Annotated in this window: 15 protein-coding genes; 8 read left to right on the top strand and 7 right to left on the bottom strand. The window is 44.1% G+C overall.

Annotation, left to right across the window (positions count from 1 at the left end; translation table 11 throughout):
* Nucleotides 1-22: 22 nt before the first annotated feature.
* Nucleotides 23-1,672 (bottom strand): ATP-binding protein, encoded by a 1,650-nt coding sequence (locus DBK98_RS05940; RefSeq protein ID WP_022012545.1) that lies wholly within the window; start codon nucleotides 1,670-1,672, stop codon nucleotides 23-25.
* Nucleotides 1,673-2,035: 363 nt separating this feature from the next.
* On the opposite strand from DBK98_RS05940, the gene DBK98_RS05935 reads away from it, so the two are divergent.
* The 8 genes from DBK98_RS05935 (at nucleotide 2,036) to DBK98_RS05900 (ending at nucleotide 16,592) form a co-directional block, all read left to right on the top strand.
* Nucleotides 2,036-5,389, top strand: a complete 3,354-nt coding sequence (locus DBK98_RS05935; protein WP_005811985.1) for a TonB-dependent receptor — start codon at nucleotides 2,036-2,038, stop codon at nucleotides 5,387-5,389.
* Between the two features lie 17 nt (nucleotides 5,390-5,406).
* Nucleotides 5,407-7,254, top strand: a complete 1,848-nt coding sequence (locus tag DBK98_RS05930) for a RagB/SusD family nutrient uptake outer membrane protein (RefSeq protein ID WP_005779141.1) — start codon at nucleotides 5,407-5,409, stop codon at nucleotides 7,252-7,254.
* A gap of 350 nt (nucleotides 7,255-7,604) precedes the next feature.
* Nucleotides 7,605-9,512: a heparinase II/III-family protein gene (locus DBK98_RS05925; protein WP_032536774.1), complete on the top strand. Its 1,908-nt coding sequence runs from the start codon at nucleotides 7,605-7,607 to the stop codon at nucleotides 9,510-9,512.
* Between the two features lie 3 nt (nucleotides 9,513-9,515).
* The gene (locus DBK98_RS05920; RefSeq protein WP_032536775.1) at nucleotides 9,516-10,727 is read left to right on the top strand and encodes a glycoside hydrolase family 88 protein; all 1,212 of its coding nucleotides are present in this window, start codon (nucleotides 9,516-9,518) and stop codon (nucleotides 10,725-10,727) included.
* Between the two features lie 20 nt (nucleotides 10,728-10,747).
* On the top strand, nucleotides 10,748-11,659 hold the full coding sequence (locus DBK98_RS05915) for an alkaline phosphatase (RefSeq protein WP_032536776.1): 912 nt from the start codon (nucleotides 10,748-10,750) through the stop codon (nucleotides 11,657-11,659).
* Nucleotides 11,660-11,689: 30 nt separating this feature from the next.
* Nucleotides 11,690-13,225 (top strand): beta-N-acetylhexosaminidase, encoded by a 1,536-nt coding sequence (locus DBK98_RS05910; protein ID WP_032536777.1) that lies wholly within the window; start codon nucleotides 11,690-11,692, stop codon nucleotides 13,223-13,225.
* Between the two features lie 56 nt (nucleotides 13,226-13,281).
* On the top strand, nucleotides 13,282-15,372 hold the full coding sequence (locus DBK98_RS05905) for a glycoside hydrolase family 2 TIM barrel-domain containing protein (protein WP_032536778.1): 2,091 nt from the start codon (nucleotides 13,282-13,284) through the stop codon (nucleotides 15,370-15,372).
* Nucleotides 15,369-16,592 (top strand): DUF2264 domain-containing protein, encoded by a 1,224-nt coding sequence (locus DBK98_RS05900; RefSeq protein ID WP_032536779.1) that lies wholly within the window; start codon nucleotides 15,369-15,371, stop codon nucleotides 16,590-16,592. Before DBK98_RS05905 ends, DBK98_RS05900 begins: the two co-directional genes overlap by 4 nt.
* Before the next feature lie 229 nt (nucleotides 16,593-16,821).
* On the opposite strand, the gene DBK98_RS05895 is transcribed toward DBK98_RS05900, so the two are convergent.
* The 6 genes from DBK98_RS05895 to prfB all read right to left on the bottom strand — a co-directional run bounded on the left by DBK98_RS05895 (nucleotide 16,822) and on the right by prfB (nucleotide 24,231).
* Nucleotides 16,822-19,395: an outer membrane beta-barrel family protein gene (locus DBK98_RS05895; RefSeq protein ID WP_033572610.1), complete on the bottom strand. Its 2,574-nt coding sequence runs from the start codon at nucleotides 19,393-19,395 to the stop codon at nucleotides 16,822-16,824.
* 170 nt (nucleotides 19,396-19,565) lie between these two features.
* Complete coding sequence (locus DBK98_RS05890; protein ID WP_032536780.1) at nucleotides 19,566-20,861, bottom strand: DUF4010 domain-containing protein; 1,296 nt, start codon at nucleotides 20,859-20,861, stop codon at nucleotides 19,566-19,568.
* A 56-nt stretch (nucleotides 20,862-20,917) separates the two neighbouring features.
* Entirely contained in the window at nucleotides 20,918-21,388 is a 471-nt protein-coding gene (locus tag DBK98_RS05885; RefSeq protein ID WP_032536781.1) for a CYTH domain-containing protein, read from the bottom strand.
* A gap of 2 nt (nucleotides 21,389-21,390) precedes the next feature.
* On the bottom strand, nucleotides 21,391-22,710 hold the full coding sequence (locus DBK98_RS05880) for an OprO/OprP family phosphate-selective porin (protein WP_005779161.1): 1,320 nt from the start codon (nucleotides 22,708-22,710) through the stop codon (nucleotides 21,391-21,393).
* Nucleotides 22,711-22,826: 116 nt separating this feature from the next.
* On the bottom strand, nucleotides 22,827-22,961 hold the full coding sequence (locus tag DBK98_RS23155) for a hypothetical protein (protein WP_005812004.1): 135 nt from the start codon (nucleotides 22,959-22,961) through the stop codon (nucleotides 22,827-22,829).
* Nucleotides 22,962-23,114: 153 nt separating this feature from the next.
* A protein-coding gene (gene prfB / locus DBK98_RS05875) for a peptide chain release factor 2 (protein WP_122142574.1) occupies nucleotides 23,115-24,231 on the bottom strand; the annotation gives its coding sequence in 2 pieces (ribosomal slippage) (nucleotides 23,115-24,167 and nucleotides 24,169-24,231; 1,116 coding nt in all).
* Nucleotides 24,232-24,239: the final 8 nt, after the last annotated feature.

Genomic DNA, 24,239 nt, shown 5'->3' with positions numbered 1-24,239 from the left:
TTTCAGATGTTATTAACTTAGGTCATTTAAGATTTTCCTGTTTAGCTCCTTTGCGATATTCCATCGGAGTAACGTTATATTGGTTTTTAAAACAACGACTGAAATAGCGCGGAGAACCGAAACCTAACCTATCGGATATTTCTGCTACCTGCAAATAAGGTTCGTTCTTCAACATCAGTGATGCTTTTTTCAATCGGTGATTTAGAATAAATTCATTGGGTGTCATTCCTGTCAATGCTTTGAATTTTGTGTGCAACAACGTCCGTCCCATTCCAAGTTCCTGACATAATATACCAATATCAAAATCCTCATTATCAACATACTTATCTACCACTTTGATTACTCTATCCAAGAAACTTTTATCTATCGGATTAGCAGCCAACAGGTTGACTTCCGAAATCTGATCTTTAGCAAAACGGCTTTGCATCAACAAGCGGTTACGGATCAAATTATTGCAACGGGTTATTAAGATTTTTGCATTGAATGGCTTGGTGATATAGTCGTCTGCCCCACGACGTAGTCCTTCAATATTTTGGTCTACAGTGTCAAGTGCAGTCAACAATACAATCGGAATGTGACACAGGTTTATGTTATTCTTTATTTTCAGGCACATCTCCGTTCCTGTCATTACCGGCATCATAACATCACTCACTATCAAATCGGGAACTTCTGCAAAAGCCTGTTTTAATCCCTCCTCGCCATTAGCTGCCGTCACCACCTGATAAAGTGATGAAAATATTTCTTTGAGTACATGCAGAAGTTCCACATTATCTTCTACCAACAGAACTTTCCGTTTCCCTTCCCGCCCATCTATCAAGGGAGTTTCGAACATAGAATCATCCTTTTCCATAAAGTTCTCATCCGGTATGGTACTCTCTTGTATCATAGGCTCTTTTTCTGGAGATTCCAGAAAAACGACTTCAGTATCCTTTTCAAAACAAGCACGAGTTTTAGGCAACTTCACAATAAAACAGCTTCCTTCATTTAACTCACTTTCTACCTCAATTGTACCATGATGTAGCTGAATAATACTTTTCGTTAATGCGAGCCCGATACCAGTGCCAACATGAATCGCTTTATTCCGATTGTCCGCCTGATAAAAACGGTCGAATATCCGCTCCTGTTCTTCTTTACTAATGCCATTTCCAGAATCTTTAACCGCAATAATTACCTGATCCGGCGTAGTAGAGGTCAATATATTTATTTTTCCTTTATCCGGAACATGTTTAAAAGCATTCGAAAGCAAATTAAACAGAACCTTTCTCATTTGCCAGTCATCTATCCAAATAAATACATCCTGCTCCAGTAGCTTCAGATGATAAGAAATAGACTTCTGAGAGGCATAAGCTGAGAAAGACAGATAGACCTCCTCCAAAAATGTATTCAGACTTTGTTCCGATAGTTTTAATTGGATATAGTTTTGATCGAATTTCCGGAAGTCAAGTAATTCTGAGATTAGGAGTTTCATTTGTTGGGCATGCTTCCTTATCCTGAAAATACTGTTGTGCAAAGATGGAGGTATTGTATTCTTCTGTAACATAAGTTCTACCTGACTTATAATGAGAGTTAAAGGAGTACGGAACTCATGGCTCACGTTGGTAAAGAATCGTAATTTAGCTTGATTCATTTCTTCAATATGTTCCTTTTCAATACGTTCTTTCTCCAGCGACATCGCCAAAGTTCTTCTGGAACTTCTACTGAGTTAAGAACAATTAGTGCCTATACTGCGAACAAAAATAGCATAGAGAGGTCTGCTTCACGACATAGTCCGATTCTTTCATTTGTTTTTTGTAAAGTTTAATAGTATACGGATCATGAAAAAGAACAAATTATGCCCAAAATCCCTATTCAATTTAGCATTTTATCACAAAATTTTGTACATAAAACCATATGGAAAACACAGATTAGGACAGCTTCCAAATAGGCTCTGAATAATTAGTGCCCCTATTGAGAATAAAAGTATCACATCGGATCAGATCAGTTACCGTAGTTTTGCGATGTATTTAACACTTTTATTAACTCAATCTAAAGTATTATGAGAAAAAGCAAATTACATTTGCTACCCTTATCTTCTAAAAGGGTACTTGTAAGTACATCGTTAATAATGCTTTTAAGCGGTAGTGCCTGGGCTGTTTCTTCACAAGAAACAGTTGAAAACGGAGATGCGATCACAGCAGTCCCCCAACAGCACAGAACGATTAAAGGTATTGTAAAAGATGCAAATGGAGAACCGATTATCGGAGCTAACGTCATTGTAAAAGGTAATAAAACTATTGGCGTCATCACAAACCTGAACGGAGAGTTTAGTCTCGAAGTACCGTCCAACGCAACACTACAAATCTCTTACATCGGCTATCTCAATAAAGAAGTCAAAGTAAGTGGCAACCAAGTGTCTTTCAACATCCAACTGGAAGAAGACAGCAAAACACTCGACGAGGTGGTAGTGGTAGGGTATGGCACACAGAAGAAAGCAAATTTAACAGGTGCCGTATCTTCCGTTGATTTTGAAGAACAAACTAAATCACGCCCCATTACCACAGTATCTTCGGCATTAGCCGGTCTAAGTCCAGGACTTCAAGCCAGTTCGGGCTCGGCAATGCCGGGAGAGGATAACACAACCCTACGGGTACGCGGTAACGGTACAATGAATAATGCCTCACCTTTGATTATCATCGATGGCATGGAAGGTTCATTGAATGCCATTAACCCTCAGGATATAGAAAATATCTCTATTCTAAAAGATGCAGCTTCTTGTGCTATTTATGGTGCCCGTGCTGCCAACGGAGTCATCTTAGTCACAACAAAAAGCGGCGATCGCGACAAGATACAGGTAAACTATAGTGGACGCGTCTCTTTCAACAGCCCGACACGCATGATAGAAACTATGAGCAACTATGCGGATTATATGGAATTAATGAACGAATCTTGCGAAAATGTTGGCTCCGGAACTCTTTTTGACCAAAAGTATATCGATTTGTGGAGAGAGAAATCAAAAGATCCCAATGGAGTAAACGAAAACGGTGTTCCTAATTACATCGCATACCCAAATACCAACTGGCTGAAAGAGCTATACTCAGGAGGTATGATACACGAACATAATCTTTCGGTTTCAGGAGGATCCAACAAAATTCGTTTCTTATTGTCAGCCCGTTATCAGGATAATGAAGGTATTGTAGACAATACAGCCAACAAAACCTACTCTGTACGTGCCAATATTGAAGCCAACCCAACTCAATGGTTGACTTTAGGTACGCGCACTTATGCCTCACAAATGGACCGTGAAGTGGGTGACTTTAGCAATGCCAATACTTTCCTCCGACAATCTACAGCCGGTACTTATCCCGAATGGAACGGAAGTTTCGGCTACCCGGAATGTCCGGACGAACGTGCAACAGCCAATAACCCACTATATAAACTGGCACGGAATGATGGCTTCAAACGCTACAACCGTTTCAACACGACCCTGTTTAGTAAGGTCAAGTTCTTTAAAGATCTAAGTTGGGATTTCAACTTCAATTACAACCGTTACATCTACGAAACCCGCCAATGGGGAGTACCCGCTTATCAGACACGTTTCAGTGACGGGGTAATTGTCGATGGTATCACTCCTCCTTCTCAATTAAGCACAAGTTTCGGTTATGAATCCAATTATTCTTATACATTGGAAAACCTGTTAAACTACCATCACACATTTGCTCAGAAACACGATGTATCCGCATTGTTAGGTTATCAGGAATTCTACAAGAATTACTATACTGTAGATGCCGCAAAGAAAGGCTTGATCGACGAATCACTGAACCAGTTTGATGAAGCAACCGAAATGACAAGTACCAAAGGTGCAACCCAGGATTATGCCACACGTTCTGTATTCGGACGCGTGAACTATGCATATAATTCCCGGTATTTATTTGAGGCGAATTTCCGTTATGACGGATCCTCACGCTTCCATAAAGATCATCGTTGGGGATTCTTCCCTTCCTTATCAGGTGCATGGCGCATCTCAGAAGAAAGCTTCATGGAAAATACCCGTGCCTGGCTGGATAACCTGAAAATCCGTGCATCCTGGGGTAAATTAGGTAACTCTGAAATTGGTAACTACGAATACATGTCGGTATACAGTACCACCAACGCAGTATTTGGAAATGCCTTAAATTCTGCACTGTATATGGGTGCCATCGCCAATAGCTTACTGCAATGGGAATCTACCACCTCTGTCAACTTTGGTGTTGATGTTAATTTATTAAAGGACCGTCTGAGCATAAGTGCCGACCTGTATCAGAAGAAAACCGACGGTATCTTATACCGCCCAACTATTCCTTATGTATTCGGAACAATGACTGCCCCCCGTCAGAACCTCGCCAAAGTGAGCAATAAGGGAGTTGAGTTATCACTGGGATGGCGTGATAACATAGGAGGGGTGAGCTACTCCATTAACGGCAACTTCTCATACAACAAAAGCAATATAGATGCCTATAACGGCTCTTATGAAAGAACATGGGTAGAAGATCCGAGTAACAAACTGACCGGAGGTAAATGGGAAGATAATATCGGTAAAGTGTCCAGTGGTGGCACAACCCCCATTGTTGAAGGCCGCATGATGAATGAATACTATTTACGGAACGTTTATCATGGCAATGGCTCTTACTACAATGCGGATGGCAGCGTAAATCCTCAAGGAGGACCTAAGACCGGTATGATCCGTACAGAAAAAGATATGACATGGGTAAAAGACATGATCGCAGCCGGATATGAATTTCAACCAGGCAAGACGGTTGCCAAAAACAAGATCTGGTATGGTGATTACATCTATGCCGACTCCAATAATAATGGAGTATATGGTGACGATAACGACTATACTTTCCAAAAAACATCCAATAAGCCCAAATACAATTTCGGTTTTCAGGCCTCTGCCGCATGGAAAGGATTCGACCTCTCTATGGTATGGGCGGGAGCTGCCGGATTCAGCATATACTGGGGAGCAACCACTGGCTATAATGCCGCATCTACAGAATGGGGTAGCACCATCGCACAACGGATTGCCGAAAACCATTATTTCTACAATCCCGAAAATCCGGATGATCCACGTACCAACATCAATGCGAAATATCCGCGTATGGCTTATATAGACGGCTATGTACAAAATCGTCATGGAAATACAACTTTATGGCTATACAAAGGTGATTATATCAAATTGAAGAACCTGTCTTTAGGTTATACTCTACCGAAAAACTGGGTTTCAAAAATCGCTATGCAGAATGCACGTGTTTACGTTTCAGCTGAAAATCTGCTGACAATTACCGGATTTGAAGGCCAAGACCCGGAATCTGCTACCGGTATGGGCTATTCTCCGTTTAGAACAATTGCAATAGGTGCCAATATAACATTCTAAATAAATCTTGAAATCTTATGAAACTATTAAATAAATTATTCATATTAACAGCCACAGCAATTGCTATAAGCAGTTGCCAGGGAGATTTACTGGACACAAAGCCATATGATAAAGCATCATCGGGCAGTATGTGGAGTAATGAAAACTTTTGTACTATGGGAGTAGCCTCTATCTACGCCACCCTGCGCGAAGGGTATGTGGCAAAAGAGGCTTATCTAATGGAGGCATTCAGCGTGGGTGCAACCTGCCGCGACAACGATTATCCACTGCTGGCCGGTACAGCTTCTATCGGTTCCGGAATATTCTCAGACTATTGGAAACAACATTATGCAGGTATCTATCGTGCCAATGATGCCATTGTACATCTACCCGACGCACCGATAAGTGAAAGCGTAAAAGGCAAATTATTATCCGAAGCAAAAGTATTGCGTGCGTTTTATTATTACAAACTGAATGCAGTCTTCAGGGGTGTTCCTTATTATAATACGCCTATGGAACTTGATCAAGCAGACAAACCACGTGAAAGCGAAGAGAATATATGGAATTTCTGCATACAAGATTTAACCGACGCAATAAACGATCCGAATTTCCCCGACCGTATCGCTGCCGGTAAAGCAGAATGGGGTCATGTCACCAAATCAGTGGCTTATGCACTGCGTGGCAAAATCTATCTGTGGACCAAAGAATGGAGTAAGGCGGAAGCAGATTTCCGTAAAGTAGGTGAATTGGGACATTCATTATTTCAGGATGGTTACAAGCAACTCTTCAAGGAAGCTAATGAACAGAGTGATGAAGCTATCTTCTCTTTGCAGTGTATCGATAACAATGGCAGCACTTACGGAAATTCCATGAGCTTCCGTTATGGTGGCCGTACTACATTTGGTTCTTGCTGGAACACCATGTTGGCCAGTGTGGATTTTGTAGAAACCTACGAAAATATAGACGGCAGTAAATTTAACTGGGATGAATACATTCCGGGGTTCTCAAGCTTAGATATTAAAGACCGTGAAGTATTCTTCTTGCGTAATACTGATCCGGCAACAGTAAAAGCACAGTATCGCGAAATCGGCTTTGACGGTACGGAAGAGGCATTAGACGATATGGTAAAAAAAATAAAAGCAAAAGTAGACGGACGTCTGGAAAAGCTGAGTGACAAGGCAAAAGCATTCTATCTGCCGGCAGGAAACGAGGCCCGTATTAAAGCTGCTTATGACAGCCGAGATCCTCGTTTAGCCCAGACTGTCATCACTCCATATGCTACATATGATGGTTCCGGAAACAGCGTAGACCACACCTTCACTTCACGCTGGCCTTATTATGGTGCCGACACCGATTATCCTTATGACTTACGCACTGACACCCAGAGCCATTTATACTATTTGTTCCGCAAATTTGTTGCCGAAGGTTCAAGTGAAATGACCAATCGCGAACAATCTCCGATTGACCTGCCAATTATCCGCTACGCAACTGTCGTCATAGGATTGGCTGAAGCATTGAATGAGCAGGGTAAAACCGACGAGGCCATCGAATGGTTGAATAAAGTACGCCAACGTGCCGGTGTTGCACTGTTGAACAGCAATACTGCCACTATGGTCCAGGGACAGGAAGATATGCGCATTCGCATCCAGAATGAATTCCGCTGGGAAACAGCGGGTGAAGGGGTTGACTTTTACGAAGAACTCCGTTGGAAAACATGGAAAGAAAGTAAGTTTAATAATGCTGATGGTACAGCCGGGATGAAAGATGTATGGGGTACTGTCACCTATCCTTATACATGGGGAGGAGACCAATATTATGTATGGCCAATCCCAAAACATGAAACTGATATGAATAAATCACTGACTCAGAACTCGGGCTGGAATTAAACAAATACGTTTAAGCTACTGATTCTTATAAACCAAAGGGGTGTGTCAAAACTCTTTTCGCCACAGATTACACGGATTATCACAGATTATCAACATAGATAATCAATGACTTAAAATTCACTTTGTGTTACTCAGTGTCTTCTGTGATGAGTTTCGACACACGCCCTCTATTCCATCTGAAAAGAAAGTTCTAAATAAACTCTCTTATCGACTTTTCCTCTTTTGAGGATTGACTCCCTCAAATATCCAACTAAAATAGAAAATTTATATAGCATTAAGAACCATTTAGTAAGATGAAATAGCAATAAATTTTGTTACTTTGCCTACGTTAAAATCTTAATTTTATTACGATGAAGAAATTATTAATATTCACTCTCTTGCTATGCTGTACTGTAAGAGCCCTCAGCTATACAGAACGGAACTATCTTCAAAAACAAGCCAGCGTAAGCAGTTTGCAGGAAGTGCTTATATTAAATCAACAATGGGTCACTTATCCTGCTTATACCGACCGAACCGGATGGGACACTTTTTTAGGCTCTTTCAAGAATGAATGTATCCTTCGCGGAGAGAAGCAGCTGAATTATCAATGGCAGGTTGTGAAAGCTACTGATTATATGGAATTTGAACGCAGCGGCAACCGTAGCGTTATGGAAACTCCCTTCGCCAACAATAACAATGCCATAGCCGACCTGCTACTCGCTGAACTCGCAGAAGGGAAAGGACGATTTATCGATCAGTTGATCAACGGTGTATATCATTCCTGCGAGATGACTTCCTGGGCATTGGCCGCCCATTTGAATGCACAACAGTCTCACCGCTCACTACCCGATTTTAAAGAAAACATCATAGACCTGACAGCAGGTGACCTGGGCTCTTTACTCTCATGGACCTATTATTACATGCATCAAGAATTTGACAAACTCAATCCTGCCATATCCGAACGTTTACGGCATACGCTCCAACAGCGTATACTGGATCCTTACATGAATAACGATCACTTCTGGTGGATGGCAGTGGACTATAAACCGGGAATGATGGTCAACAACTGGAATCCTTGGTGTAACAGCAACGCCTCAATGTGTTTTATGCTGCTTGAAAATGATAAAGAAATGTTAGCGAAGGCAGTATACCGCAGTATGGTTTCGGTAGATAAATTCATCAACTATACCCATACCGACGGTGCATGTGAGGAAGGTCCCTCCTACTGGGGACATGCCGCAGGAAAAATGTTTGATTATCTGGAATTACTGTCAGCCGTTACCGGAGGAACTGTCTCCATCTTCGATAATCCCATGATAAAGAATATGGGCGAATATATATCACGTTCATACGTGGGCAAAGGATGGGTGGTTAATTTCGCTGATGCCTCGGCGAAAAGCAGTGGAGACGCTCCCTTGATATTCCGGTATGGCAAGGCTGTAAACAGTAACGAAATGAAAGGATTCGCTGCTATGATTAACACCAATAAGCTTCCTTCCGGACGCGATATATACCGTACGCTTGCTGCTATAAAAATTGCGAACGAACTAAAAGAAACTCAAGCGGCACATCTCACTCCCCCATTCTCCTGGTATCCGGAAACCGAATTCTGCTATATAACTGACAATAAAGGAAACTTCCTGGCCGCTAAAGGAGGATATAACGACGAAAGCCATAATCATAATGACGCAGGTACCTTCTCATTTTGGATAGACCAAACTCCTTTTCTTATTGATGCCGGAGTAGGGACTTATACACGCCAGACATTCAGCAAGGATCGCTACACCATTTGGACCATGCAGAGCAATTATCACAATCTCCCCCTGATTAATGGCGTCCCCCAGAAATACGGAGCAACATATAAAGCAACACAAGTACAAGCTGACAAAAGGAAAAACACATTCACAGCCAATATAGCGACAGCCTATCCGGCCGAAGCAGAAGTGGAATCATGGATACGTTCCTATTCACTTCAGAAAGGACAATTACGGATTTCAGATTCTTTCCGTCTGAAGACAGCCAAACAGCCCAATCAAATCAATTTCATGACATGGGGGCAGGTGTGTACGGAAATATCGGGAAAAATTCAATTGGAAGTAAAAGGAAAGAAAGCCGTCATAGAATATGATAAACAACTGTTCGATGTGAAAACAGAAATAATCCCACTAACAGATCCCCGGCTATCCAATGTATGGGGTAAATCGATTTGTCGCATTACACTCACAGCAACAAACATTCATAAAACAGGAAATTATTCTTTTACCATAAAAAAACAATAAAACATGAACTTAAAACCCTTATTGGGAGCAGCCTGCGCAATGATATGTGTGGCTTGCTCAAGCCACAAACCCACAGTACCGTCTTTTATAACAGAAAATGTAGAATTTGCCAAAGCACAACTCGGTTTGGCCATCGACACCATCGAGGCCAGCGGAAAATGTCTCAATCCTGTAACTCTCAATAGAGATGGATCTGTATATTACTGCGGATATGCCGATTGGCGCAGTGGATTTTTTCCCGGTAGCATCTGGTATCTGTACGAACTGACAGGTGACACCAGCTACCTCCCACTGGCCAGAAAATATACTGAAGCCATCCGCCCGGCCGAGCACCTGACTTGGCATCACGATATAGGATTCATCATTAATTGCAGTTTTGGTAACGGCCTGAGGCTCGCTCCCGATACAGCTGCATATAAAGACGTAATGGTACAGGCAGCCAAATCACTTTGTACGCGTTTCCGCCCCAATGCCGGAGTCATTCAAAGCTGGGATGTAAAGGGTAATAGCTGGCAAAGTGAAAGAGGCTGGGAATGTCCGGTTATCATTGACAACATGATGAACCTGGAACTTCTGTTCGAAGCAACCAAACTATCCGGTGATTCCACTTTCCATAAAGTAGCCGTAGCACATGCCGACCGTACTCTTTCCGAGCATTTCCGTCCTGATGGAAGTTGCTATCACGTAGTGGACTATAATATTTCGGACGGCTCCGTACGCCATAAACAAACAGCACAAGGATATGCTGATGAATCGGTTTGGTCACGCGGACAGGCATGGGCCATCTACGGCTTCACTATTTGCTATCGTGAAACGAAAGACCGCAAATATCTGGATCAGGCACTGAAAACATTCAATAGGATGAAAAATGATCCGCACATGCCCGAAGACCTGATACCTTATTGGGACATGGACGCACCCAATATACCCGATGAACCCCGGGACGTCTCTTCCGCATCCTGCATCGCTTCTGCCCTGTACGAGATCAGCACATATGACGTCCCCGATGCCGCTTCCTACAGGGAATATTCAGACCGCATCATGCATAGTCTCGCCTCACCTGACTATCGGGCCACATTGGGCACTAACGGCAATTTTATCCTGATGCATAGCGTAGGCAGTATTCCGCATAATAGTGAAATCGACGTACCTCTGAACTATGCAGACTACTACTTTCTGGAAGCCCTGAAGCGTAGAAAAGATTTAGATAAATAATTTTATTATAAAAAAGTATCATGAAAACACAAGTGTTTAAATTAGCCTGTTTAATTATCTGTTTATTAACGATAGTTCCCAATTGCCATGCCGGCAGCAAGTGGAAAGCCAAACATGTAGTCTTGATTGGGTTGGACGGCTGGGGTTCCTACAGTGTAGAGAAAGCGAATATTCCCCATATCAAACAATTAATGAATGATGGTTCTTACACACTGACCAAACGCTCTGTACTCCCTTCGTCCAGTGCAGTGAACTGGGCATCTATGTTCATGGGAGCAGGCCCGGAGCTACACGGATACACGACTTGGAATTCAAGCACTCCGGATCTTCCTTCGAAAGAATTAAGTAAAGATGGCATTTTTCCAACTGTATTCCAATTGCTCCGCGAAGCTGACCCGAAAGCTGAAATTGGCACTCTCTACGAATGGATCGGCATCAAATACCTGGTAGATACGCTGGCAGTAAACAAATACAACCAAGGGATTAACTACGAAAAACATCCTACGGAACTATGCGAAACAGCCGTGAAGTATATTAAAGAGAAAAAGCCGGCTTTGACACTTATCGCTTGGGATAATCCGGATCATGTAGGACATAAGGAAGGACATGACACACCGGCTTATTACCAGAAGCTTGAAGAAATAGACGGATACATCGGCAAAGTGATTGACGCGGTGAAAGAAGCCGGAATGCTGGATGAAACGATTTTTATAGTAACATCCGACCATGGCGGAATCAATAAAGGACACGGAGGAAAAACAATGCTGGAAATGCAGACTCCGTTCATCATCTCGGGGAAAAATATCAGGAAAGGGCATGAGATTCAGGCCAGCATGATGCAGTTTGACGTAGCCGCTACCGTGGCTGCCATTTTCAAACTGAAACAGCCACAAGTATGGATCGGAAGGCCTATAATGGAAGTATTTAAGTAAAAAAGAATGCTAACAAGTTAAAGACATAGGATGAAACGAACCAACAGACCATTATTCATTCATAATACAGCAAGAGGGAGAATAAAATTTCTTCTTCTTGCTCTATTTGCTTTTCAAGGCTTACAAGCACAAAAGCTATTCCCCGCTCCTTCTACGATAGAGACACATAAAGGCACATTCTCTTATGACGAAATTTCGGCTAAGTGTGTACGAACTACTATCTCTAAGTCTCTGCCTGCCATCGGTACAGCATATTCGGATGAAGCATATCAACTGGAAATTACGCCGGATTCTATCTTCATTGATGCCACTTCTGAGAAAGGCGCATTTTATGCCGGCCAGGCCATCAGACAACTGGCACAGCACGGACGGGGCAAAATCCGCTGTTGCCGGATTTACAGTTCGCCACGCTACGCATGGCGCGGATTTATGCTCGATGAAAGCCGCCACTTCTTCGGCAAAGAGAAAGTAAAACAATACCTCGACCTGATGGCGAGACTTCATCTCAATGTATTCCACTGGCATCTGACAGACGAACCAGGATGGCGCATTGAAATCAAGAAATATCCTAAGCTGACGGAGATAGGAGCCGTCGGTAATTGGCATGATGCCAAAGCAGCTCCGCAGTTCTATACACAGGACGACATTCGGGAGATCGTGGCCTATGCAGCCGAACGCCAGATTATGGTGATTCCGGAGTTCGATATGCCGGGACATGCCACGGCAGTCTGCCGTGCCTATCCGGAGGTATCGGGGGGAGGTGAAGGACGCTGGAAGCATTTCACATTCCATCCTTGCAAAGAAGAAACTTATCGTTTTATCAGCGATGTGCTCGATGAAATAACCGCTCTCTTTCCGGCTCCCTATATCCATATCGGAGGTGACGAAGTGCACTATGGTAACCAGAACTGGTTCACAGATCCGGATATCCAGAACTTCATAAAGGAAAAAGGGCTGGCCAATGAAACCGGACTGGAGCATTACTTCATCCGCCGTGCCGCCGATCTGGTAGCAGCCAAAGGCAAGAAGATGATCGGTTGGGACGAAATAGTGGATGCCGGTATCTCCCCCTCGAAAGCACTGGTAATGTGGTGGCGTCACGACCGCAAGTACCAGTTGCTGAAAGCGCTTGAACAGGGCTATCAGGTAGTGCTGACTCCGCGCCGTCCACTGTATGGCGATTTCGTACAGGATGCCTCACATAAAGTGGGACGCTATTGGGATGGATTCAATCCGTTGCAAGATGTCTACGCTTTTCCCGAACCGGTCAGTCATCTCTTTAAAGGATACGAAGATCAGATACTGGGTATGCAGTTCACACTCTGGACCGAACGGATCGCGGATGCCAAACGACTGGATTTCATGACCTTCCCGCGTTTGATAGCCTTGGCAGAATCGGCATGGACTTCACCCGGCGCAAAAGACTGGAGCCGTTTCTGCATGCGGTTGCCGTCCTTCCTGGACTATCTGAAGGAACAAGGCATCTATTATTTCGATGTGATTCACCCACAAGAAACTCCCGAACCGGGCGGACCGGAGAAAGCGGACGTATTACAAAACGGATAGGGAAATACAGATGATCTCAATAATAACATCATTAATCAATACATAATCAAGAACATATGAAACAGCAGAAATGTAACTATTTTCCCTCCTTATGGCGGAGGGGCCGAGGAAAAGGTTTAAGCCCCTTTCTTCTCCTACTTCTCTTCTCTCTCTCCCTTCACGCCCAGCGTCAGGATATTCTACTCAACAATAACTGGAATTTCCGTTTCTCGCATCAGGTACAGGGAGACACCCGCAGGGTAGACCTGCCGCACACCTGGAATGCACAAGATGCGCTTGCCGGCAAAACAGACTACAAACGGGGTATCGGGAACTATGAAAAAGCTCTATATGTTCGTCCCGAATGGAAAGGCAAGCGCCTGTTTCTTCGCTTTGAAGGTGTGAACAGTGTAGCCAACGTGTTCATCAACCGCAAACACATTGGCGAACACCGGGGCGGATACGGGGCCTTTATATTCGAAATCACAGACTTAGTGAAATACGGAGAAAAGAACTCCATTCTGGTACGTGCCAATAACGGTGAGCAACTGGACATAATGCCACTCGTAGGCGACTTCAATTTTTACGGGGGAATCTACAGGGATGTACATCTGCTGATTACGGACGAGACTTGCATCTCGCCTCTGGATTATGCTTCACCAGGAGTTTATCTGGTTCAGGAAGCCGTCAGCGCCCAAGAAGCAAAAGTATGTGCCAAAGTGAACCTGTCCAACCGGGCAACCGATGGAGCGGCCGAACTTCGGATCCAAGTGACGGACGGCTCTAAAGTGATTTGCAAAGAAAACCGGAGCATATCGCTGAAACAGGGGACCGATATTCAGGAACAGCTTCCTTTACTGATTCAAAAACCGCGTCTTTGGAATGGTTGTGAAGACCCGTTTATGTATCAGGTCACTGTCAGCCTCCACAAGAACGGTAAACAGATCGACAGTGTAACACAGCCATTAGGTCTACGCTATTATCATACCGATCCGGCTCAAGGATTCTTCCTGAATGGCAAGCATTTACCACTTCATGGGGTATGCCGCCATCAGGATCGTGCCGAAGTGGGTAACGCACTCCGTCCCCAGCATCATGAAGAAGATGTGGCACTGATGCGCGAGATGGGAGTCAACGCCATCCGCCTGGCACACTATCCGCAGGCAACTTATATGTACGATTTGATGGACCGGCACGGTATCGTCACTTGGGCTGAGATTCCGTTTGTCGGTCCCGGAGGATATGCGGATAAAGGTTTTGTCAACCAGCTTTCCTTCCGTGAGAATGGCAAACAGCAACTCATCGAACTGATTCGCCAGCACTACAATCATCCCTCTATCTGCTTCTGGGGCCTGTTCAATGAACTGAAGGAAATCGGGGACAATCCTGTAGAGTATATCAAAGAACTGAATGTACTGGCGAAACAGGAAGACCCTACCCGTCCGACAACTTCCGCCAGCAACCAGAACGGTGATTTGAACTTCATTACCGATAACATTGCCTGGAACCGTTACGACGGTTGGTATGGAAGTACTCCGAAAACATTGGCAAGCTTTCTGGACCGTACACACGAGAAATATCCCGAAATACGTATCGGCATCAGTGAATACGGGGCAGGAGCCAGTATCTACCACCAGCAGGACTCGCTCAGGCAACCGTCCGCTTCGGGATGGTGGCACCCTGAGAACTGGCAGACCTACTATCATATGGAGAATTGGAAAATCATAGCCGAACGTCCGTTCGTATGGGGTACATTCGTTTGGAACATGTTCGACTTCGGCGCTGCCCATCGTACGGAAGGTGACCGCCCGGGTATCAATGACAAAGGTCTCGTCACCTTCGACCGAAAGGTGAAGAAAGACTCCTACTACTTCTATAAAGCAAACTGGAACAAACAGGAGCCGATGATTTACTTGGCAGAGAAGCGATGCAGGCTTCGCTACCAACCGGAGCAGACTTTCATGGCATTCACCACTGCCCCGGAAGCCGAACTGTTTGTAAACGGTGTCAGTTGTGGCAAACAAAAAGCAGACACTTACTCAACAGTTGTATGGAAAGGTGTCAAACTGAAGGCAGGAGAAAATATCATCCGTGTAACTACTCCGGGGAAAAAGCCACTTACGGACGTAGTGATAGTGGAATATAAAGAAGACGGATCGCTTCAATGAAACGGATCATCTTAATTATTGTATGGGGATTGCTGGCCGGAGGATGGCCGGCAGTCCCCTGTCTTTGGGCACAGTGCCGGCCAGGAACTGCCGACCGGGATGTCTGGGTAAAGACACTTGTCCGCCTGGCCGATCCGGTACTCAGTAATCTGGCTAACGAAACACTGAAGAAAAGAATGCCATACCAATCGCTTGCCCCCGACCGGCAACGTTTCTCTTATCTGGAAGCAGTAGGACGTACAGTTTGCGGCATGGCTCCATGGCTGGAATTGGGAGCGGACGATACGCCGGAAGGACAGTTACGCAAGAAATACATTGAACTGACTGTAAAAGGAATCAGCAATGCCGTTAACCCCTCCTCACCCGATTACCTGATTTTCGGAGAACCTTCGCAGCCCTTGGTAGATGCCGCATTCCTGGCAGAAGGATTGCTGCGCGCCCCCAAACAGTTATGGGGTAATCTCTCTGCATCTGCCCGCAAGCGGGTAGTAACGGAGTTGAAGCGAAGCCGTGCCATTAAACCCAACGAAAGCAACTGGTTGCTGTTTGCCTCTATCATAGAGGCTGCATTGCAAGAATTCACCGGTGAGTGCGACACGGTACGCCTTAACTACGGAGTACGCAAGTTCAGGGATCTTTGGTATAAGGGAGATGCCCAATACGGTGACGGGGCTGACTTCCATCTCGATTATTACAACAGCTTTGTGATTCACCCCATGCTAACTGACATATTAATCGTCATGCAAAAGCACCGGATGCCGGGAGCTGAATTTCTGAAAGTACAGCAGAAACGCTTGGGACGCTATGCCGAACAGCTGGAACGGTTTATTTCACCGGAAGGAACTTATCCGGTAATCGGACGGTCTATCGTGTATCGTACCGGAGTATTTCATGCGTTAGGGCAAGCTGCCCTACTACATCTGCTTCCCGAACATATTACTCCCGCCCAAGTACGTTGTGCAATGACCAAGGTCATTGAAAATCAGTTTCGGTCAGCCGACAATTTTGACGCAAACGGTTGGTTAAGGATAGGTTTCTCCGGTAATCAGATAAGAATGTCGGAAAGCTACATCAATACGGGAAGTACTTATCTGTGTCTGACCGGGTTCTTACCACTGGGATTACCTGCTGACGATGCCTTTTGGTCAGCTCCTCCCGCCGAATGGACCAACTTGAAAGCCTGGTCGGGGAAAGAGGTGCCGGCAGATCATTCATTATAAACCGGCAACCGGACGAAATGGGGTGTGCCGGAACTCGTATTCACCACAGATTACACTGATTTACACAGATAAATATTCAGTAGTTATTAATAGATCAAGTTCGCTCTATGGGACTCTGTATTACTCTGTGGTGAATAATGACACATCCCCATTCAAAAACAGAAAGGTGTAGCTACCACTGCGGATAGCTACACCTTTCTGTTTTTATCTTTACCAGAAGTCCTGACTCTTAGTTAGCACCGCCTTGACCACCCTGGCCACCGCCACCTTTCACATCATCATTATTGATACTGCGGGCAGCTTTCTTCACGCTGGCTTTCAACTCACCGATACGATAACTGAGGCTGATACCAAAGCTACGGCTCGGATAGCGGCTGCTATTCTTAGACAAGAAGTTTTCACCGATAGTAGTGTTGTTGAACGAACGATATTTCTCGAAGATATTGCTAACATAAGCACTTACCGTAAAACGATCTTTGATGAATGAACGGTTCACACTCAGGCTATAGTAATAGTAACCCGATCCCTTACCCTGCAAGCTAATGTAAGGAGTACTTCCTCCGGCATTCAGACTGGCGCGTATTTTCAATGGGAAAGTATGCTGAATGCCGCCATACATAGAAGCGCTCCATCCATAATTATGTAATCCTTGGGCCGGACTCTTAATATCAGCGTAGCTACCATCACCATTCAGATAGATACGAGTATTGGGAGAAGCATTCCAGTTAGCATAAAGGCTCAGACCTGTATTACGGTTCTTACCGATATTTTCGTACGTGCTGTACAATGCACCTTCGGGAGCATGATGTCCTCCGGGGAAGTCCTCACCGCCTTTACCGATCAGACGGCTCACCCGCTCAATACCATTGTTTCCAAATGAGTGACGCAAAGAAACATTCACATTGAACTTCATACTGAACATACTATAGCTCAGATTGAACGAGTGGCTCTTTTCACTTTCCAGATTCGAATTACCCTGGCTGATAAACATCGGGTTACGGTCGTCAAAATAAGGATTCAAGTTCCAGATACCCGGACGCCAGATACGCATGTTGTAACCACCACGCAAGTTCTGTGTCTTACCAATCTTAATACCCATCGTAACAGATGGAACAAAATCATTATAGTTGGTGCTGAAATCTGCTTCCGGACCGATAGCTCCAGCCAAATATTTTACATCCTGAGCGGTATATTCATAACGTACTCCCGGTTTAAAAGAGAAGCCCTTATAACGAAGAGTGTATCCTAAATAAGCAGCAAGAATGTCGTTCATATGCTTGTACTTACTGCTACGGTCGTTGTTGTATTCATAATCGTCGGTTGCCCCTTTAGCTTCGAACAACTTATTATCACTTAAATTATTACGGATAATATATTTGCCACCTACTTCTATCGTATGTAACTTTCCGATAGGAGTGGTGTAGTCCACCTGGAAGGTATGTTCAGTAGTATTCGTTTTTCCATCCGAGTGAGAGTTGTTTAATAGGAACTTCTCAATGATTTCCAATTCAAAAGGATCCTTTATATCTCTATACTTAGTGTAGTAATCCGAATTCTGGGGTTGAGTACTGATCTTGTAGGAAAGAGTAATCATACGGTCCTTATTCTTTTTAGACGTACGCTGGTAGTCGACATTACCCCGCATCGAATACCACGAACCGCTTCCATCACTCAGAGAGCCATATTGATAAGCCAACACATCTCTGTTTGCATTCCACATCGTAGTCAGTCCGTCACTGTTATTATCATTACTACCTCCATACATACCGAAAGAAGCAGTCAGCAGGCGTAATGTATCAATTTCGTAACTGGCTTCCAGATTACCGTACTGGAAACTACCGTCATAATCGGAAGTACTGTTTGATTCCAGATATTTCTGATCTTCCGAGTCAAAGTTTTCACGGAAACTATTTGAGTAGCTCTTCGGAGTTGTATTATAATTGTAATTATAGTTACCGGTCAGAGTCAGTTTACCCGACTTAATAGTGGCATATCCGCCCGCACCGGCACCACGGTTACTGCCACTGGCACGGAAAGTAGCGGTATACCCTTCAAAGCCACCGCCTACAGTAACGATATTCAGGATACCGCCTACACCTTCTGCATCATATTTAGCTCCCGGAGAAGTGATTACCTCGATATGCTTAATTGTATTAGCAGGCATACTTTTGAGCACATCTTTCGGATTATTGCTCATCATGTTATTCGGCTTACCGTTTACATGGATTTTAAAACTGCTGCTGCCATTCACCTTAATGTTGTCTTCACCGTCCACTGTAACCAACGGGACTTTACGAAGCATTTCCATCACTGTGTTGGTCTTTGAGTCCGGGTCGTCCTCAATGTTATATTCAATCTTGTCCACATCCACCTTTACCAATGGTTTCTGGGCAACGATCTCTATGCCCTTCAGTTCGTTAGTAGCCTCAGCCATATTCAATTGTCCGAGGTCAATTACTTTATCTCCTGCCTTTACGGTGAAGTCTTTCACCAATGTCACTTTACCTACAGATGAAAAAGTAGCGACATAGTTTCCGGGAGCGACAGTCAATTTTTCCTGGAATTTACCATTCAAGTCAGTTACGGCCATTTTCAAGGCTTTTTGGGGAGCACTCTTTTTCACGATTTTGATCGTAGCATAAGGTTCTCCCTCTTGGGTCAGCGAGTCAAGAAGCACGCCTTTCAATGTATAAGATGGAGCTGCTGTACGTTGCTGGGTTTGCTGAGGTTTCTGCTGTTGAGCATACATCATGCCGGATGTTATAAACATCAACAGCAATAATAGTAGTAGTTTGTTTCTCATGTGAAGTTATGTTTTAGTTTATAGTCTATCAGACGCAAAATCATAGTATTTGTTACAGATTGGCAACGAAAATATCGACTTTATATTCGTTTACGAAACCCTCGGAGTTAAGAAAGGTGAAATAGGGCAATTTTTATTCTTTTTTATCAGAAGTTGTTCGATAACGCACATTAAATCAGATAAAAGAAAAAAAGTACGACAACATTTGCCGCAATCACACAGCCGAAACCGCCTAATATCCATGAGCGCAACTTACTCTGTTTACCCGAAAAGAAAAGTGCATAACACATATTCACCACAATATTGCTGATAATGGCCTGCATGGTACAAGCCATCACAACAGTGACCGCCACACTCCCGGTTCCCTGCAATAAGTTCAAGATGAAAGGAGTGATATCACTGAATCCGGACACAAACGATAATAAGTTCAATCCTCCGGTACCGGCATAAATCAATGTGTAATGTGTCAACACAGTAAAGATAACGAATAGTCCGGCAAAAATCAGTGCTACTTTGAACTCCAAAGGGTTACTGCTGTCATCCTCTTCTTCCACAAGATCAGCATCAGGCGTCCGTTTCCGCCGGCAGTGGATAAACCAGGCAACACCGGCTGCAACAGCAGCCATAATCAAAAGATAAGGATAGATAGAGGCAAAGATGGTGGAACTGAAAATAAGAATTAAAATCATAAAACGCAGAAACATCATACTCACAGCCAACAGCATAGCAGCAACGTATTCGGGTGCTTCCTGCGAGTGGATATTCCTGCTTTTACGCGCCAATACCGAAATAGTGGCCGTACTGCTATACAATCCACCGATGATACCGGAAACCAATACTCCCGATTCACGAAAGACATATCGCTTCAACAGATAAGAAAGGTAAGAAATGCCCGAGACAACTACTGTAGCCAGCCAAATGGTATAGGGGGTCAGATTAATATCCGGAATGATATTCTCATTGGGCAGCATGGGGAGAATAATTCCACTGATAGCCAAAAATTTGGCAAGTGTGATCATTTCATCGTTTTTCATTCGCTGTGCAATCTCCGTAAAGGTATGCTTCAATTCAGTGAACAATAAAACGGTTACAATCACCATGACATAAAACCAGGAAGGCTGTGTAGAAACAATAGGAGCAATGCAATAAGTGATCAGCGCAATGATGATGGTCGTCACCCCGAATACGTGAAACTGGGTTTGTTTTACATAATAGTTCAATCCCAGAAGCATACCGAGTATCAACCCGCCTCCCATAAAGAGCCGCATCTCTTCCGGATCGAGGATATACAAAAGGTACCCTAACATCCCAATAAACGTAAAGGTGCGGTCCGTACCGAAAAGAGTGGTTTCTCCTTCACGCTTCAGACTGATCTTGCGTTGCGAGAGTCCTATTAAAAGTGAAAACAAGGTGACCAGAATAAAGGTCACCAGCTTTTCCGGCAAGTAGTTGTACAGTTGTTCCATATATCTTTATTCTTGAGCCCGTAACTAAAGAAACAAATATACGGATTATTTGTTAGCTACGGCCAGGTAGTATACGGTTTTTTCATTAACTGGGAATTATAGTAGCGAACATCCCCAGTTACCTCTTCCCCGATAAAGTCAGGTTTTACAAACATTTCATCCTCTGCCCCCAATTCAACCTCAGCTACTACAAGTCCTTCATTCTCACCGTAGAATTCATCTATTTCGAATACGTGTTCCCCGCTACGAACCAGGTATCGGGTTTTATCGATCACTCCCGGTTCACAAAGTTTCATCAGTTCCTCTGCCTCAATAAGCGGCAGTTCTTTCTCCCACTCATAGCGGCTCAACCCTGAGGCATCGGAGGCTCCTTTAATAGTCAGGTAACCTTTCCCATCGCGGATACGTACCCGGACCGTTCTTCCACGGGCACTGCTGATATATCCCTGAACAATGCGACTCTGCGCAAAAGCCTGTGATTTATAGTCTCCTTTAACGAGAAACTTACGTTCTATCTCTTGTGGCATATTTAAAAATTCAATTGTATACGGAGTCCCAGAATGCCATATGCATTCCCCCCCTTCCCCAACGATTCGTCTACTTCCTCGGGTTTGTAAGCAATCTCTCCGTTCGATTTATACCCCACCGCTGCCTGTCCGAAGGCATTGGCATATTTATCATTATCTACATACGAATAGTTAATCTGGAATTTAAGATTCCGGGTAGCATAATAATTCACCCCAAACGTCCATCCGTTGGCCGATCCGCCCATCACCTCTGTTCCGTTCAGGTCGATACGGTCAAAACGAGCTGCCAGTTCTATGTCGCCCCAACTACGCCCAAACGACGGCTGTGAAAAAGCGCCACGTGATTTACTATACCGCTGCTGTCCGCCAAACAGCAGATAAGCAGCCTGTACATAGAAACCATTGAACTTCTCCGTCGCTAATCCTTCCATACGCACTGTGTTGTTCATAATGTATTCTCCCTGAAAACGAAACCCTCTGTAGAATCCGGCCAACTCGGCACCCGCCAGCCAGTCGTGACTGACCGAGGCAATAGGCGACGTATCCAGAAACTTGATTTTATTGATATAAGACAGCGACCTTGTACTGTATCTCACCGTATTTGGCATCAGTGAACCAACCGTAGTCTTCGGAGTGCGATAAGATGCAGCAATTCCCAGATGAAAGCCTTTCACTTTATCTGCCGAAACAGGTTGCCAAACCGCACGGGCAGTCACCGATATTCCTTCATCTTCTCCGGCTTTGTTGTTACTTTCAGAATAATCTTTTTCTTTATTACCTTCAATTCGCTTGAAATGTACACCTGCTACCCCCAGGAACTGGTCATGTTCCCAAGTTCCCTGTACGCCAATATGATATTCAGGAGCAAATGCCGATACCACATTCGCTTTCTCCATAAACCATAAATCGCCCGAAGAAGTCATTGCAGCCATCCCAAAACTCTCTTTAAAATTACCTGCCCTAAAGTAGAGCCCGTTGGGAAAAGCATATTTAATGAAACAGTCTTTTAACGAAAATCCGCCATCGGTCAGATCCATCTCTATTTTACCGGATAATCTTTTACCAAATGCAGCAGTGGCACCTAAACGTACACGCCTAAATCCGACACCATTGCCTATGGGCTGGTAATCCTCTCCAAAAAACACCGCTCCATCTGCCTGGATACGGCCATTGAAAGTCAGTTTAAACTTATTGTCCTCCGAACTGAAGGTTAATGATTCTTTCTTCACCTCAGGAAGAAAAGATTTAGACTCCTGGGCAGAAACCATCCCCAGACAAGTAATTGAGAAGATAGAAAAAATAGTAATCAGTTGCTTGTTCATCCGTCTTTTTAGTGATTTGCGATTAATTGGCAGTGATTAGCAGCTAATAACCGGTGATTAGTACAATTCATCTATACGGTACTAATCACTAATTGTCAGTCACTAATCACTCACTCTTAGCCCAAAAGAGAAAAACCGATAATCATAGCCAATGCCAGAATGACCAGCGAGACAAAAACTACCTTAACAACCTTTTTGGCTTGTTCTTCTTCTTTCTTGCTGTGTGTTACTTTTTTCTTATTCTTACTCATAATCGTTAGCTTTAAAGTTCAACGCTAACAAAGTAAGAACAAATCTTTTAACCAGCCAAAAATATGGAGAATAAAATGATGAGCAAAGAAAGGAAATAAAAAAAACATCCTCCGGGGCAGAAAACCCCGGAGGATGTTACAATTCTGTTATGTTTAAGCCTCTTCGGACGAAAATTCCATCAGATAAGCCTTGATAAAGCCTTCTATTTTACCATCCATCACTCCGTTTACATCAGAGGTCTGGAAGTTGGTACGATGGTCTTTTACACGACGGTCATCAAATACATAGCTTCGTATCTGCGACCCCCATTCGATTTTTTTCTTACCGGCTTCCACTTTGGCCTGTTCGGCCATGCGGTGCTGCAATTCTTTATCGTAAAGAATAGAGCGCAACTGACGCATCGCATTCTCCCGATTCTTAGGCTGGTCACGGGTTTCGGTATTCTCAATCAGGATTTCCTCTTCCTCTCCGGTATAAGGGTCCTTGTACTGATAACGCAAACGAACGCCGGATTCCACTTTATTTACGTTCTGTCCACCGGCACCTCCCGAACGGAAAGTATCCCAAGAGATACAGGCCGGCAAAATATTCACTTCAATGCTATCGTCCACCAACGGAGTGACAAACACGGAAGCAAAAGAAGTCATGCGCTTACCCTGCGCATTGTAAGGGGAAACACGAACCAAACGGTGTACACCGTTTTCACCTTTCAGATATCCATAAGCATAGTCGCCTTCGATCTGGATGGTACAGGTTTTAATACCCGCTTCATCACCTTCCTGCAAGTTGGCCATGGTTGCTTTATAACCATTGGTCTCGGCATAACGAAGATACATACGCATCAGCATCGATGCCCAGTCCTGACTCTCCGTGCCACCGGCACCGGAGTTAATCTTCAGCACGCAACTCATCTGGTCGGCTTCATCACGAAGCATATTCTGCAACTCCAGGTTTTCCACATGTTCCAGAGCCTTTGCATACGCCTCGTCCACCTCCTGCTCGGTGACCAGTTCGTCTTTATAAAAATCGAAAGCCAGTTCCAGTTCGTCTGCCAGTGTTTTGACTTCGTTGTAACCGTCAATCCACTTCTGTAATCCTTTCACCAGTTTCATTTGTGCTTCGGCCTTCTTCTGGTCATCCCAGAATCCCGGAGCCTGTGTTCTCAATTGTTCTTCTTCGACCTGAATTTTCTTCCCGTCGATGTCAAAGATACCTCCTCAGCGCATCAGTGCGCTCTTTCACGTCTTTAAGTTGTTCAATAGTAATCATACTTCTTA

Source organism: Bacteroides sp. PHL 2737 (assembly GCF_004115325.2).
GTDB lineage: Bacteria > Bacteroidota > Bacteroidia > Bacteroidales > Bacteroidaceae > Bacteroides > Bacteroides hominis.
Note: the sequence above shows the minus strand (reverse complement) of the source record. Positions and strands in the feature narration are given on the sequence as shown.